The 13,306-nt window shown below is 68.1% G+C and carries 13 protein-coding genes; 8 read left to right on the forward strand and 5 right to left on the reverse strand.

Going from position 1 to position 13,306, the window contains the following annotated elements:
* Nucleotides 1–68 precede the first annotated feature (68 nt).
* The 5 genes from HFGMBDPB_RS28445 (at nucleotide 69) to HFGMBDPB_RS28465 (ending at nucleotide 4,772) form a co-directional block, all read left to right on the forward strand.
* The gene (locus tag HFGMBDPB_RS28445) at nucleotides 69–1,523 is read left to right on the forward strand and encodes a TolC family outer membrane protein (RefSeq protein WP_203400931.1); all 1,455 of its coding nucleotides are present in this window, start codon (nucleotides 69–71) and stop codon (nucleotides 1,521–1,523) included.
* 370 nt (nucleotides 1,524–1,893) lie between these two features.
* A complete protein-coding gene (locus HFGMBDPB_RS28450) occupies nucleotides 1,894–2,571 on the forward strand; it encodes a response regulator (protein WP_013802240.1) in 678 nt (225 codons plus the stop codon).
* A 2-nt stretch (nucleotides 2,572–2,573) separates the two neighbouring features.
* The gene (locus HFGMBDPB_RS28455; protein ID WP_047474044.1) at nucleotides 2,574–4,004 is read left to right on the forward strand and encodes a sensor histidine kinase; all 1,431 of its coding nucleotides are present in this window, start codon (nucleotides 2,574–2,576) and stop codon (nucleotides 4,002–4,004) included.
* An 82-nt stretch (nucleotides 4,005–4,086) separates the two neighbouring features.
* Nucleotides 4,087–4,347, forward strand: coding sequence for a type II toxin-antitoxin system Phd/YefM family antitoxin (locus HFGMBDPB_RS28460; RefSeq protein ID WP_016451713.1), 261 nt, complete (start codon nucleotides 4,087–4,089; stop codon nucleotides 4,345–4,347).
* Nucleotides 4,348–4,358: 11 nt separating this feature from the next.
* The gene (locus tag HFGMBDPB_RS28465; protein ID WP_043790155.1) at nucleotides 4,359–4,772 is read left to right on the forward strand and encodes a type II toxin-antitoxin system VapC family toxin; all 414 of its coding nucleotides are present in this window, start codon (nucleotides 4,359–4,361) and stop codon (nucleotides 4,770–4,772) included.
* Nucleotides 4,773–4,831: 59 nt separating this feature from the next.
* On the opposite strand, the gene HFGMBDPB_RS28470 is transcribed toward HFGMBDPB_RS28465, so the two are convergent.
* From HFGMBDPB_RS28470 to HFGMBDPB_RS28485, 4 genes are all read right to left on the reverse strand, one after another.
* Nucleotides 4,832–6,151 carry a 3-deoxy-D-manno-octulosonic acid transferase gene (locus HFGMBDPB_RS28470; RefSeq protein ID WP_212646733.1) on the reverse strand — a complete coding sequence of 440 codons (1,320 nt, stop codon included), beginning with the start codon at nucleotides 6,149–6,151 and terminating at the stop codon, nucleotides 4,832–4,834.
* Between the two features lie 15 nt (nucleotides 6,152–6,166).
* Nucleotides 6,167–7,555, reverse strand: a complete 1,389-nt coding sequence (locus HFGMBDPB_RS28475; protein ID WP_061287922.1) for a phosphomannomutase/phosphoglucomutase — start codon at nucleotides 7,553–7,555, stop codon at nucleotides 6,167–6,169.
* Between the two features lie 167 nt (nucleotides 7,556–7,722).
* The gene (locus tag HFGMBDPB_RS28480; RefSeq protein ID WP_061287923.1) at nucleotides 7,723–9,609 is read right to left on the reverse strand and encodes a propionate--CoA ligase; all 1,887 of its coding nucleotides are present in this window, start codon (nucleotides 9,607–9,609) and stop codon (nucleotides 7,723–7,725) included.
* 202 nt (nucleotides 9,610–9,811) lie between these two features.
* Nucleotides 9,812–10,414: an isochorismatase family protein gene (locus HFGMBDPB_RS28485; RefSeq protein ID WP_016447096.1), complete on the reverse strand. Its 603-nt coding sequence runs from the start codon at nucleotides 10,412–10,414 to the stop codon at nucleotides 9,812–9,814.
* Nucleotides 10,415–10,605: 191 nt separating this feature from the next.
* Between HFGMBDPB_RS28485 and HFGMBDPB_RS28490 the strand changes: the two genes are divergently transcribed.
* The 3 genes from HFGMBDPB_RS28490 to HFGMBDPB_RS28500 all read left to right on the forward strand — a co-directional run bounded on the left by HFGMBDPB_RS28490 (nucleotide 10,606) and on the right by HFGMBDPB_RS28500 (nucleotide 12,413).
* A complete protein-coding gene (locus HFGMBDPB_RS28490; RefSeq protein WP_016447097.1) occupies nucleotides 10,606–11,241 on the forward strand; it encodes a C40 family peptidase in 636 nt (211 codons plus the stop codon).
* A gap of 167 nt (nucleotides 11,242–11,408) precedes the next feature.
* On the forward strand, nucleotides 11,409–11,666 hold the full coding sequence (locus tag HFGMBDPB_RS28495; protein WP_012205794.1) for a GlsB/YeaQ/YmgE family stress response membrane protein: 258 nt from the start codon (nucleotides 11,409–11,411) through the stop codon (nucleotides 11,664–11,666).
* Nucleotides 11,667–11,741: 75 nt separating this feature from the next.
* A complete protein-coding gene (locus HFGMBDPB_RS28500; protein ID WP_212646734.1) occupies nucleotides 11,742–12,413 on the forward strand; it encodes a hypothetical protein in 672 nt (223 codons plus the stop codon).
* 7 nt (nucleotides 12,414–12,420) lie between these two features.
* Here the strand turns inward: HFGMBDPB_RS28500 and yghU are convergent, their stop codons facing one another.
* Nucleotides 12,421–13,260: a glutathione-dependent disulfide-bond oxidoreductase gene (gene yghU, locus HFGMBDPB_RS28505; protein WP_016447099.1), complete on the reverse strand. Its 840-nt coding sequence runs from the start codon at nucleotides 13,258–13,260 to the stop codon at nucleotides 12,421–12,423.
* Between the last annotated feature and the right edge of the window lie 46 nt (nucleotides 13,261–13,306).

Below are 13,306 nucleotides of genomic sequence, written 5' to 3' on the forward strand. Positions count from 1 at the left end.
GCCCGGGACACGGCCAACCCGCCGTCCCCGGTGCTTCGTGACGACTGTGTTTTGATTCGAGGACCTCTATGCCCCTGCTTCGGCCCCTTGCCCCTGTCGCTTACGCCCCGCCCCGACCACACGCCTGGCCCCTTCGCCAGATTGCCTTGCTGCTGTGTGCCTGCGGCATGGGGACCGCTCTGGCCCAGTCCACCGTCCCTGCCGCCCCGGCCTCGGGCTTGCCCGCCGTGACAGCCTCATCGGCCACGGGCCAGAGCCTGTCGGAGTTGGTCGCCAAGGCACGCGGCTACGATGCCCAGTGGCAGGCCCAGCAAGCCGACGCCCAGGCCGCCGCCAGCCGTGCCGAGCAGGCGCGCTCGGGCCTTCTGCCCAGCGTGGGCCTGCAGGCGGGCGCCAACACATCGCATGTGGAAGTCAGCGTGCTGCCGGGGAGCTTTCGCTCGCCCCAGCAGAACCTGCAGCTCAGCGCCCAGCAGCCGCTGTACCGCCCGGCCAACAAGATCGCCTACGACCAGGGCCAGCGCGGCGTGGACGTGGCGCGCGCCCAGTTGGACAGCGGCGAGCAGAACCTGCTGGTTCGCGTGGCCCAGGCCTACTTCGATGTCCTCGGTGCCCAGGACAGCCTGGCCGTGGTCAAGGCACAGAAGGCAGCCATTGCACAGCAGCTGGAATTCGCCAAGCGCAACTTCGAGGTCGGCACGGCCACCATCACCGACTCGCGCGAAGCCCAGGCCCGGTTCGACCTGGCCGGTGCCCAGGAAATCGCCGCCGAGAACGACCTGCGCGTCAAGCGCCTGGTGCTGGACCAGATCGTCGGCGCCGTGGGCACCGTGCCCCGCCCGCTGGCCCAGCCGCTGCAGTTGCCGGCCCTGATGCCCGCCGATGCCCAGTCCTGGGTGGACACCGCACTGCAAGGCCAGCCCCAGCTGCGCCAGGCCCGCCTGGCGCTGGATATCGCCCAGCTGGAAACGAAGAAAGCCGAGGCCGGCCACAAGCCCACCGTGGACCTGCAGGCCGGCTACGTGGTCAACCGCTATCCCAACGGTTCGGTCACCCCGCAGATCGGCACCAGCTACCGCACCAATGCCGCCAGCGTGGGCGTGGTCATGAACCTGCCGCTGTTCGCCGGCTTTGCCGTGCAAAACCGCATCAAGGAAACCCTGGCGCTGGAAGACAAGGCGCGCGCACAGCTGGACGACGCCCAGCGCAACGTGGAGCAGAGCACGCGCACGGCCTTCTTCGGCGTGCAGTCGGGCCAGGCCCAGGTCAAGGCGCTGGAGGCCGCGCTGGCGTCCAGCCAGAGCGCGCTGGACGCCAACAAGCTCGGCTACGAGGTCGGCGTGCGCATCAACATCGACGTGCTCAACGCACAGAGCCAGCTCTACCAGACCCAGCGCGACCTGGCCCTGGCGCGCTACCAGGTGCTGCTGGGCCAGCTCAAGCTGCGCCAGGCCGCCGGCACGCTCAGTGACGACGACCTGCGCGCCATCGATGCGCTGTCGCTCCGCGCGCCAGCCCCTTGAATCCCTGAAGCGCCCGCACGGCCGGCAGTGCCCCGGGCTGATGCCCGGCCGCCGCGGGCCGCGCGCCTGGCGCCGCAGCCCTGTGCTCTGGCAAAGCCGAGGCACGCAAACCCGCCACGACCAGCATCCAGGCAGCCAGCGCGCACAGCACCGCCAGGCGGCTCAGCAAGGAACAGCGGGAGAGTCTTGGCATGCGCGCCTTGCCTTCTTCGGAGTTGTCGAGCGGGCCACTGTGGCAAACCCGCCTGAAGACCTGCTCCGGCTTTCCTGAAGGGATGCTGAAGCGCATCGTCCCCGCCTTGACCGATACTCGCGGCAGCCCTCCCGCAGGCGCCGGTCCGCGGCATGGGAGCGGCACAGGGAACACACGATGAGACTGCTGCTGGTGGAGGACGATCTGGATCTGGGCAATGGCGTGCGCATCGCATTGGGCGATCACGCCATGGACGTGGTCTGGGTGCGCCGCCTGTCCGATGCGCTGCGCACGCTGGAGCAGCAAAGCTTCGAGATGGTGTTGCTGGACCTGGGCCTGCCCGATGGCGACGGCATCAGCCTGCTCACGCGCCTGCGCCGCGAATGGCGCCGCCTGCCCGTGCTGATCCTGAGCGCACGCGACAGCCTGCATGACCGGCTGCACGGCCTGGACAGCGGCGCCGATGACTATCTGGTCAAACCCTTTGCCCTGGCCGAACTGGTGTCACGCGTGCGCGCCCTGGCGCGCCGCAGCTATGGGCAGGGCGACGGAACGCTGCATCTGCGCGGCCTGTCGCTGCACGAGCCCACGCGCCGTGTCAGCGTTGCAGGCCAGAACGTCGAGCTGTCCCGCTGCGAATTCGACCTGCTGGCCCTGCTGCTGCGGCGCATGGACCGCGTGGTCACGCGCAGCGGCATCGAGGAGGAAGTCATCCCGGGCGGCAGCGCCAACGGCAGCAATGCGCTGGAGGTCCATGTCTCCAACCTGCGCCGCAAGATCGGGCCGGGCTTCATACGCACGGTGCGCGGCATTGGCTATGTCATCGACTCGCAGCCGATGGCTCCCCTGTCCTGACCATGACATCGCAGACCGTGCAGGGGCAGCAGGCCAGCCCGAGATGGCGCCGCTGGCTGCGGCCCACACTGGGCCGGCGGATGCTGCTGGCCCAGATGGGCGTGCTCACCGCGATCTGGACCGCGTTGCTGGTGGCGGCCATCTACATGGCCCACTTCCACAATGAATTGCTGGTCAGCAAGCCTGTCTACGAACTTGTCATGGCAGTGGCCGAGGACTTGGCCGACCTTCCGGACCGCCAGCAGCACAGCCTGGCCGCGCTGGACACGGCCCTGCGCCATGAATACAGCGATGGAGACGACGACATCCGCTTCACGCCCACGCTGCTGGTCTGGCAGCGCGGCCAGCTCCTGTACCGCTCGCCCACGCCGGCACCCACCCTGCGCAACCGCGTGCTGGACACGGTCGAGGACATAGATTTCGAAGGGCAGACCTGGCGCATGAGCACGCTGCGCTCGGCCTCGGGCCAGACCGAAGTCACGCTGATGCTGCCGTCCTTCAAGGAACTGCTGATCACCCTCAACACCCGCAGCTACTACCTGCTGCCGCTGCTGATCAGCCTGCCCTTCCTGGCCTTTCCGGCCTGGTGGTCGGTACGCGCGGCACTGCGCCCGCTGCGCCGCGTGGGTGACGAGCTGGCCACACGCGGCCCCGACGACCTCAGCGCGCTCACCTATGCGCCGCCACACGCCGAGCTGCGGCCGCTGGTGCAGGACATCAACGCCCTGCTGGCCCGCGTGCGCTCCAGCAGCGAGCGCGAGCGCAACCTCATCGCCGATGCAGCCCACGAACTGCGCACGCCGCTGGCCGCCATGCACGTCAATGTCGAGGCCCTGCTGCGCCTTGGCAGCGAACCGCGCCAGCAGGAACTCATGGACAGCCTGCTGCGCAGCAACCAGCGCGCCAGCCGCATGGTGGCCCAGCTGCTGCAGCTCATGCGCAGCGAGACCGAAGCGCCCGGCATGGCCATGCAGCCGCTGCGCCTGGACCTGCTGCTGGAAGACCGGCTCGCCGCACTCGACGCCCTGGCCTGCCGCCGCCCGGTGGAACTGGCCCTGGAAGCCAGCGAGCCACTGAGCGTGATGGGCGAACGCGAAGGCCTGGTCTCGCTGATCGACAACCTCGTGGACAACGCCATCAAATACAGCCCAGCGCACGCCACCATCAGCGTGCGCCTGCAGCGCCAGGGCGACCAGGCCGTGCTCCAGGTGCGCGACCGTGGCCCGGGCATTGCCGAGGCCTGGCGCCAGCGTGTCTTCGACCGCTTCTTCCGCGTACCCGACCAGAGCCAGAGCGGCAGCGGCCTGGGCCTGGCCATCGCCAGGACCGTGACCGAGCGGCACGGCGGCAGCATCGAGCTGCTCAGTGCGGAGGATGGAGGGCTGCTGGCGAGTGTCAGCCTGCCCGTGCTGCAGGAAGGATCGGGCCCTTGATGCGTGCATGGGCCCAGGATTGCAGAGCCAACAGTCCAGGAACTAGACTGGGCCTGTAACCCGTGAGCGAAGGAGTGCAATCATGAAATCCTGGCCTGTACAAGATGCCCAAGACCACTTCAACGAGCTTCTCGAAGCCTGCCTGACCGATGGTCCGCAAGTGTTGACCCGGCGTGGCGCGGACACTGCCGTGCTCGTTCCTATGCAAGAGTGGCGCCGTCTGCATCCCGCTGCCGAACCTGCGTCGCTCAAGGAACTGCTGCTCTCGGAAGCGGGCCGCGCAGACCTGCTGATCCCGCCGCGCGGCCAGGCGCACCGCAGGCCCATCGAGCCCGCCAACTGAGTGCGCCAGAAATGTATTTGCTGGACACCAACATCATTTCAGAGCTGCGGCGCCCCAGGCCCCACGGAGCCGTCCTGGCCTGGCTTCAAGCCCTGCCTGAGCCGGAACTCCATCTGTCCGCGGTCAGCCTGGGCGAAATCCAGGCGGGCATAGAGCTGACCCGGCAACAGGATGCTGAGAAGGCCCGGGAAATCGAACGCTGGGCAGATCTGGTCTCCGCCTCCTACAACGTGCTGCCGATGGATGCCGAGAGCTTTCGGATCTGGGCCCGGCTGATGCACGGACGCTCCGATGCGCTGTATGAGGACGCAATGATTGCAGCCACGGCCATCCGCCACAGGCTGGTCGTGGCCACACGCAACATTCGAGACTTCGCGGATTTTGGTGTGGCGCTTGTCAACCCTTTTGAGTCGCCCTTTCGCTGAACTGGCACAAGCCCCTTTGGTGCGTAGTCTTGCCTGCCCGCTCCCCTTGCACAGGAGGATCAGGAGAGCGGCTGCACCAGCCCGGCCACCGCCTGCGCCGTGGCCCGTGCGGCCCCACGGTGCTGGTCCAGAAAGCCGCGCGCCTGGGCCACGGCATGGGCGTGGGACTGGCGGTCCCCGGCCAGGTCCACGGCCAGGCGCAGCCCGTGCTCCAGGTCGGGTGCGCGCAGCGCGGCGCCGGCCTCGCAGGCCAGGTCCGAGGCCTCGCTGAAGTTGAAGGTGTGCGGCCCCAGCACCACGGGGCAGTCGCAGGCCAGGGCCTCGATGAGGTTCTGGCCACCCAGCGGCGCAAAGCTGCCGCCCATGAGCGTGGCGTCGGCCAGGCCGTAGTACAGGGCCATCTCGCCCAGCGAATCACCCAGCCAGATGTCGATGTCATCCGCCGCAGCCCCGCAGGGCGGACCACCCACCCACTGGCTGCGGCGCGAGACATGCAGGCCGCCGCCAGCCAGCAGCGCCGCCACTTCGTCAAAGCGCTGCGGATGGCGCGGCACGACCAGCCATTGCACGGCCCGGCCCACAGGCCCCAGCGTGCGCAGGGCGGACAGCAGCATGGCCTCCTCGCCCTCCCGGCTGCTGGCCAGCAGCACCACAGGGCGGGACAGGCCGGACTTCCATTGCCGGGCGCGCTCCAGCAGCGCCGCGTCCGGACGCGCATCGAATTTCAGGTTGCCGAGCACGCCGCGCACGGGCGCACCCAGCAGGCGCAGGCGCTGCGCATCGTCCTCGGTCTGCGCCCAGGCGGCGGCCAGGGCGGCATAGGTGGGCCGCGCCAGCGGCGCCGCGCGCAGTGCCTGGCCCAGCGATTTGTCGCTGAGCCGCGCATTGGCCAGCGCCAGCGGCACGCCCTCTTCGCGGCAGATGGCGACCAGGTTGGGCCAGACCTCGGTTTCCATGAGCACGCCGACTGCGGGCCTGAACTGCTGCACGAAGCGGCGCACGGCCGCCGGCGTATCCCAGGGCTGCCAGACCTGCAGGTCGCCGGACTGCAGCAGCCGGCGGCCTTCTGTGCGGCCTGTGGCCGTGCCATGGGTCAGCAGCAGGCGCATGCCGGGCAGGCGCTCGCGCAGCGCGGTCAGCAAGATGGCGGCAGCGCGCGTCTCACCCAGCGATACGGCATGAATCCAGATCCACAGGCCGCGTCCGTCCTGCCCCAGCGTGGCCGGCTGGTAGCGGCCAAAGCGCTCGGGAATGTGCTCGGCATAGACGGGCTCGGCCTCGGCGCGGCGCAGCAGCTTGCGTCGCAGCAGCGGCTGCGCCGCCCAGGTCACAGCGCTGTACAGCGCGCGCGCCCAGGACGTGGGAGAGCGGGAAGTCATCGCCTGGCGCGCAAATCAGTGCGCGGCACCGCCAACCTGCGCGCCGGGCTTGACGCGCTCCAGCAGCGCCAGCATCTGCGTCTCGATGCGCGACAGCGCCTCCTGGGTCTGGCCCTCGAAGCGCAGCACCAGCACGGGCGTGGTGTTGCTGGCGCGGATCAGGCCGAAGCCGTCGGCCCAGTCCACGCGCAGGCCGTCGATGGTGCTGACCTGGGCCGGTGCGGCAAAGGTCTCGGCGGCCAGGGCCTGCAGTTCGGCGGCCAGGCGATGGGGCTCGCCCTCGGCGCAGGCCACATTCAGTTCAGGGGTGGAAAAGCTGGTGGGCAGCGCGTTGAGCAAGGCACTGGGGTCGGCCTCGCGGCTGACGATCTCCAGCAGGCGGCAGCCCGCGTAGGTGCCGTCATCGAAGCCATACCAGCGCTCCTTGAAGAAGATGTGGCCGCTCATCTCGCCGCCCAGCGGCGCGTCCAGCTCCTTCATGCGGGCCTTGACCAGGGAGTGCCCGGTCTTGAACATCACGGGCTCGCCCCCGGCCTCGCGGATGGCGGGCGCCAGGCGCTGCGTGCATTTGACGTCGTAGACGATGCTGCCGCCCGGCACGCGCGAGAGCACGTCCTTGGCGAACAGCATCATCTGGCGGTCGGGGAAGATGTTCTGGCCTTCCTTGGTGACGATGCCCAGGCGGTCGCCGTCACCGTCGAAGGCCAGGCCCAGTTCGGCGTCCGAGGTGCGCAGCGCCTCGATCACGTCGCGCAGGTTCTCGGGCTTGCTGGGATCGGGATGGTGGTTGGGGAATTCACCGTCCACTTCGGAGAACAGTTCGATCACCTCGCAGCCCAGGGCGCGGAAGATGCCGGGCGCCGAGGCCCCGGCCACGCCGTTGCCGCAGTCCACCACGATCTTGATGGGGCGCGCCAGCTTCACATCACCCACGATGCGCGCCTGGTAGTCGGCCTGCACATCGGCGCGGCGCACGCTGCCGGTGCCCGTGATTGTCCAGTCATCGCTTTCGACGCGGCGGCGCAGCGCCTGGATTTCCTCGCCGTAGATGGCGCGGCCGGCCAGCACCATCTTGAAACCGTTGTAGTCCTTGGGATTGTGGCTGCCCGTGACCTGGATGCCCGAGCGCGCCAGCGTGCTGGCTGCGTAGTACAGCATGGGCGTGGTGGCCAGGCCGATGTCGATCACCTCGATGCCGACCTCGGTCAGCCCGGCGATCAGCGCCGCGGACAGCGAGGGTCCCGACAGGCGGCCATCGCGTCCCACGGCCACCACGGTCTCGCCGGCCGCCAGGGCCGCCATGCCGAAGGCGCGGCCCACGCCGAGCGCCACCTCCTCGTTGAGCGTGGACGGCACGATGCCGCGGATGTCATAGGCTTTGAAGATGGAAGATGCGACCTGCACGTCGAAAACGCTTTCTCGTCGGTTGAAAACAGGGCGCCGCAGCCTGGGGACCTGGCCCGGCTGCGGCCCAAGGCGCGATTGTAGGCGCGGCAGGCTTGTAGGCGCGGCAGGCAGGGGCGCCGCCGCACATCACCCCGGCTGCAAGCGGTTGTGGCGCGTGCCCTGCCTCACAGCTGCTGCTGCACCTGGGCCAGCGCAGCCGGATCTTCCATGGTGCTGAGGTCGCCCGGGTCGCGCCCCTCGGCCACGGCCTGCATGGCACGGCGCAGCAGCTTGCCGCTGCGCGTCTTGGGCAACGCACTGACGAAGACCACGCGCGAGGGCCGGGCCACGGCGCCCAGCCGCGCATCGACCAGCTTCATCACATCGGCCTGCAGAGCCGCGCGCTCGGCCTCGCCCTCCAGCGCCGTCCGGGGCACGGCAAAGGCCAGCGCCACCTGGCCCTTGAGCGTATCGGCCACGCCGACCACGGCGACTTCGGCCACCTGGGGGTGGGCGGAGATGCATTCCTCGATCTCGCGCGTGCCAAGGCGGTGGCCGGCCACGTTGATCACGTCGTCCGTGCGGCCCAGGATGAAGAAGTAGCCGTCCTCGTCGCGAATGCCCCAATCGAAGGTGCTGTAGACCATGCGGCCCGGAATGCTCTTCCAGTAGGTGTTGACGAAGCGCTGATCGTCACGCCAGACGGTCTGCATGCAGCCCGGCGGCAGCGGTCCCTCGATGGCCAGCACGCCCTTTTGCCCGGCGCCGAGCAGCTCCTCGCCCGTGGCCTCGTCGATCAGTTTCACGTCATAGCCATAGACGGCCTTGCCGGGACTGCCGAAGCGCGTGGTCTGCTGCTCCACGCCGTTGCACAGCGTGAGGATGGGCCAGCCGGTCTCGGTCTGCCAGTAGTTGTCGATGATGGGCTTGCCCAGGGCCTGGCTGATCCACTGCGCCGTGGGCTCGTCCAGCGGCTCGCCGGCCAGCCACAGCGCCTTGAGGCTGGAGATATCGTGGCGGTGCAGGTACTCGGCATCGTGCTTCTTGAGCACGCGGATGGCCGTGGGCGCCGAGAACATGTGGGTGACCCGGTACTTCTCCACGATGCTCCACCAGATGCCCGCGTCGGGGCGTATGGGCAGGCCCTCGTAGAGCACGGTGGCCATGCCCGCGATCAGGGGCCCATAGATGATGTAGCTGTGCCCCACGACCCAGCCGATGTCGCTGGTGCAGAAAAAGGTCTGGCCCGCCTCGGCCCCGAAGATCAGCGGCATGCTGGCGGCCAGCGCCACCGTGTAGCCGCCCGTGTCGCGCTGCACGCCCTTGGGGCGCCCCGTGGTGCCGCTGGTGTAGAGCGTGTAGCTGGGGTCGGTGGATTCCACCCAGGTGCAGGCGACCTGGGCGTCGGCGTGCAGCGCACGCAGGCTGGTCCAGTCGTGGTCGCGGCCGGCGCGCATGGGCGCAGGCGCCAGGCCACGGTCCACGATGAGCACGGCCGCTGGCTTGTGGCTGGCCAGTTGCAGGGCCTCGTCCAGCAAAGGCTTGTAGGCCACGACGCGCCCGCCGCGCGAGCCCGCGTCGGCACTGATGATGACCTTGGGCTCGGCATCGTCGATGCGCGAGGCCAGCGCCGCCGACGCAAAGCCGCCGAACACCACCGAATGGATGGCACCCAGCCGCGCACAGGCCAGCATGGCAAAGGCCGCCTCGGCAATCATGGGCATGTAGATCTGGACGCGGTCGCCCTTTTGCACGCCCAGCGACTGCAGCGCGGCGGCCATGCGCTGCACCTCGGCATGCAGTTCGCGGTAGGTATAGACCTTCTCGGTGCCGGTCTCGGTGGAGATGGCGATCAGCGCATTCTGGTCGGCGCGCTCGGCCAGGTGCCGGTCCACGGCGTTGTGGCAAAGATTGGTCTGGCCGCCCACGAACCACCTGGCGAACGGCGGGTTGTCATAGTCGCAGATGCGCTGGGGCGGCACATGCCAGTCGATGCGGCCGGCCTGCTCGGCCCAGAAGGCATCGCGCTCCTGGATGGAGCGGCGGTGGAAATCGTCGAAACGCGGGGCCATTGTCTGTCTCCTGTCGTTGTCATGGATTGGCGGCTTCTGAATTCATAATTATTCATAATGCGCTTGCCCAAAGCTGACAAATCCTGCACAGCGACCCGGGCCGGCCCCCTCCGTCCCATTCGTCTTTCATGGCCCCGCCTTGCGACGGGCGTAAAAAAAGGCGCCGTGCAGGCGCCTCGACGAAAACCATCGCTTCAGTGGCTTACTTGACCAGGGCCAGCAGATCTTTGAAGGCCGGGTGCTCGCAGCTGCGCAGCCACTCGAAGGCCACCATCTCCGTGGTCACCAGTTCGGCACCCGCGCCGGCCAGGCGATCGAAGGCAGCATCGCGGTTGCGCTCGGTGCGCGAGCTGCAGGCATCGGTGACGACCCAGACGTCGAACTCGTCCTCCAGCAGTTCCAGCGCCGTCTGCAGCAGGCAGACATGGGCTTCGCAGCCGGCAATCACCACCATGCTGCGCTCGGGCGCCTGCTGCTGGGGCTTTTGCAGGTGCTTGGGCAGGCTGCGCGCATTGCCGCCCTGGGGACGTGCAGGCGGACGCAGCCACTCGCCCAGTCCTTCGGACACGGCGCTGAAATGCATCTTGGACAGTGTCCTGTCGCACAGCGCGCGCAGTTGGGCATCGTTGGCACCCAGGCGCGAGGGGTTCTGTTCGGTGCCGAACACCGGCACTTCCACCAGATGCGCCAGACGAGCCAGTTTCACGGCATTGGCCAGGACTGCCGGGCCCTCGAAGATGGCCGGCATCAGGCGCTCCTGGTAATCGACGAGTACAAGCTGGGAGTCGGAGGCTTCAAGCAGCATGGCGGATCTTTCTTGGAATACGAGGCGGCGCGGGCCGCCCTTCTTATCGGAAAACAGGACAGCCCGCTATTGTCGCAGCTTGGGGGCCATCACCGCCGGGCGCCGGCGATTCCTGAGGTGGCTCAAAAACCCGGGCCTTCGGGGGTCTTATCGAATTTGTCCTACGTTTTTGCGTGGTAATCTCGCGCCCCATGTCCCGATGGCTTATCGCACTCCTGTTCGTCAGCGCCACTGCACACGCGGCTCCGCCCGAGCTGCGTGACGACGATATGAACCAGCTGCTGGTCAACCGCAGCCTCATCTCGCAGCTGCGCGAAGCCCGCCACCACATGGCGGAGCGCACTTCCGACTTCGTCAAGGAAGCACGACAGAGCGTCGCCGAAAAGACCTCCGACCTAGTCGTGACCGCCATGGGCTTCATCGGCGTTCCCTACCGTCGCGGCGGCAACAGTGCCGAGACCGGCTTCGACTGCAGCGGCTTTGTCCGTGCCATCTACTCCGAGACCCTGGGCAAGGTCCTGCCGCGTCGCGCTGACCAGCAGGCACAGGCCACGGAAAAAATCGACAAGAACGAACTCAAGCCCGGCGATCTGGTGTTCTTCAACACCATGCGCCGCGCCTTCAGCCACGTCGGCATCTATGTCGGCGACGGCAACTTCATTCATGCCCCCCGCACCGGTGCACAGGTGCGCGTGGAAAGCATGCAAAGCGCCTACTGGGCCCGCCGCTTCGATGGCGCCCGTCGCGTGCAGGACTCCGACGGCCTGGGCCTGGATGCCAGCAAGGCTGCCTTGGCCATGCAGATGCAGGCAAGCCAGCTGCAGTAACCACGGCGGGCTGTCTGCCCTCCCCCAGTCCAGACGCCTGCAGATGCAGGCGTTTTGTTTTTCAGGGCACTGCACTGCCTTCGTCCCAGGTTGAGACGCTGTCCGACAGGGCCGGCATGCGCCGGGCCCTAGAGTCGCGGCATGGAAGCTTCAGTTCGGAGAAAAGCATGATGTCCTTGATTGGCACCCTCATCGTTGGCCTGGTCGTTGGCCTGCTGGCGCGCGCACTCAAACCCGGCGACGACAGCCTTGGCTGGATCATGACCATCCTGCTTGGTGTGGCAGGATCGTTTCTTGCCAGCTATGTCGGTGTCGCCATGGGCTGGTATGAAGCCGGGCAGCCCGCTGGCTGGATCGCCTCCATCGTTGGCGCCATCGTCATCCTCTTCATCTACAGCCTGGTGCGCAGCAAGAGCGCACGCTGACCGCACCGGCGCCAGCCGCCTCCTCCGGCTGGCGCATTCTCCTGATCGACATCTGCCCCGGACCCACTGGCACGCATGATCTTTCGCACATCGGACAAGACCCCTCCCCCTCCACCACCGCGCCACGATGTGGCGCAGGCCGCAGAGAGCGCGCGCAAGCTGCTGCACCGGCGTGCGCTGGTGGGAGCCGCAGCCAGCAGCCTGCCCATCCCGGGGCTGGACTGGCTGGTTGACGCAGCCCTGCTGGCGCGCCTGCTGCCGCGCATCAACCGTGAGTTCGGCCTCACGCCCGAACAGCTGGACAGGCTGGACCCCGGCAAGCGCGAGCAGGTGCAAAAGGCCGTGGCCATGGTCGGCTCGGTACTGATCGGCAAGCTGATCACGCGCGACATGGTGGTGCGCCTGGCACGCGCTGCCGGCATGCGCATGACGGCGACCCAAGCGGCAAAGTACGTGCCGCTGGCCGGCCAGGCTGCAGCGGCCGCGCTGGGTTACGCCACGCTGCGCTACCTGGGAGAGCGCCACATCCAGGACTGCATTCGCGTGGTCGAGCAGGCGGAGCTCGACATTCCCTCGCATCTGCCCACGCAGCTGGAACGCACGGCCCGCAAGGTCGAGCAGGCCGGCAAGCAATTGCATGAGCACGGCAAAGGCAAGGGCGAGGGCGAGCCCGGGGCCGAGCCATCCGGCAAGCGCCCGCGCTTTTGGCGCCAGCCGGACCGCGGCCCCTGGGGCCGCTCCCAGTAAATGGCGATCAGCCCAGGTCCGAGGCGCGGTGGCGCTCCGGCACCTGGGTGGCCTCGTCTCCCCAGGTGCGATTGACGCGGCGGCCGCGCACCACCGCCGGCCGTTGGGCAATCTCGCGGGCCCAGCGCATCACATGCGTGTACTCATGGGCCGCCAGGAACTCGGCCGCGCCGTACACCTCGTTGAGCACCAGTGCGCCATACCAGGGCCAGATGGCGATGTCGGCAATGCTGTAGTGCTCTCCCGCAATGAAGGCGTGCTCGGCCAGCTGGCGATTGAGCACGTCCAGCTGGCGCTTGGTTTCCATGGTGAACCGGTTGATCGGGTACTCGAACTTTTCGGGAGCATAGGCATAGAAATGACCGAAGCCGCCGCCCAGGTAAGGCGCCGATCCCATCTGCCAGAACAGCCAGTTCAGCGTCTCGGTGCGTGCAGCGGGCTCGGCAGGCAGCAGCGCGCCAAACTTCTCGGCCAGGTACAGCAGGATGGAGCCCGACTCGAACACGCGCACCGGCGGCTCCACGCTGCGGTCCACCAGCGCGGGAATCTTGGAATTGGGGTTGACCTCGACAAAGCCGCTGGAGAACTGGTCGCCATCGCTGATGCGGATCAGCCAGGCGTCGTACTCGGCGCCGCCATGGCCCAGCGCCAGCAGCTCCTCCAGCATGATGGTGACCTTCACGCCGTTGGGCGTGGCCAGCGAATACAGCTGCAGAGGCTGCTGCCCCACCGGCAGTGTCTTGTCGTGGGTCGGCCCGGCGACCGGGCGGTTGATGTTGGCGAAGGTGCCGCCCGAGGGCGCAGGCTGCCATACGGCGGGCGGGACATAGGTGGAGCGGTCGGACATGCAGGATTCCTGTGGTTCGCGGGCATGGGAAAGGCGCCCGGCTGAA

The organism is Delftia sp. PE138, from assembly GCF_018320755.1.
Classification (GTDB): Bacteria; Pseudomonadota; Gammaproteobacteria; order Burkholderiales; family Burkholderiaceae_C; genus Comamonas; species Comamonas tsuruhatensis.

Bases quoted from the DNA above. Each gene is read 5' to 3' on its own strand.
- HFGMBDPB_RS28445 (WP_203400931.1), top strand. From the start codon at position 69: ATGCCCCTGCTTCGGCCCCTTGCCCCTGTCGCTTACGCCCCGCCCCGA.
- HFGMBDPB_RS28450 (WP_013802240.1), top strand. From the start codon at position 1,894: ATGAGACTGCTGCTGGTGGAGGACGATCTGGATCTGGGCAATGGCGTG.
- HFGMBDPB_RS28455 (WP_047474044.1), top strand. From the start codon at position 2,574: ATGACATCGCAGACCGTGCAGGGGCAGCAGGCCAGCCCGAGATGGCGC.
- HFGMBDPB_RS28460 (WP_016451713.1), top strand. From the start codon at position 4,087: ATGAAATCCTGGCCTGTACAAGATGCCCAAGACCACTTCAACGAGCTT.
- HFGMBDPB_RS28465 (WP_043790155.1), top strand. From the start codon at position 4,359: ATGTATTTGCTGGACACCAACATCATTTCAGAGCTGCGGCGCCCCAGG.
- HFGMBDPB_RS28470 (WP_212646733.1), bottom strand. From the start codon at position 6,151: ATGACTTCCCGCTCTCCCACGTCCTGGGCGCGCGCGCTGTACAGCGCT.
- HFGMBDPB_RS28480 (WP_061287923.1), bottom strand. From the start codon at position 9,609: ATGGCCCCGCGTTTCGACGATTTCCACCGCCGCTCCATCCAGGAGCGC.
- HFGMBDPB_RS28485 (WP_016447096.1), bottom strand. From the start codon at position 10,414: ATGCTGCTTGAAGCCTCCGACTCCCAGCTTGTACTCGTCGATTACCAG.
- HFGMBDPB_RS28490 (WP_016447097.1), top strand. From the start codon at position 10,606: ATGTCCCGATGGCTTATCGCACTCCTGTTCGTCAGCGCCACTGCACAC.
- HFGMBDPB_RS28495 (WP_012205794.1), top strand. From the start codon at position 11,409: ATGATGTCCTTGATTGGCACCCTCATCGTTGGCCTGGTCGTTGGCCTG.
- HFGMBDPB_RS28500 (WP_212646734.1), top strand. From the start codon at position 11,742: ATGATCTTTCGCACATCGGACAAGACCCCTCCCCCTCCACCACCGCGC.
- yghU (WP_016447099.1), bottom strand. From the start codon at position 13,260: ATGTCCGACCGCTCCACCTATGTCCCGCCCGCCGTATGGCAGCCTGCG.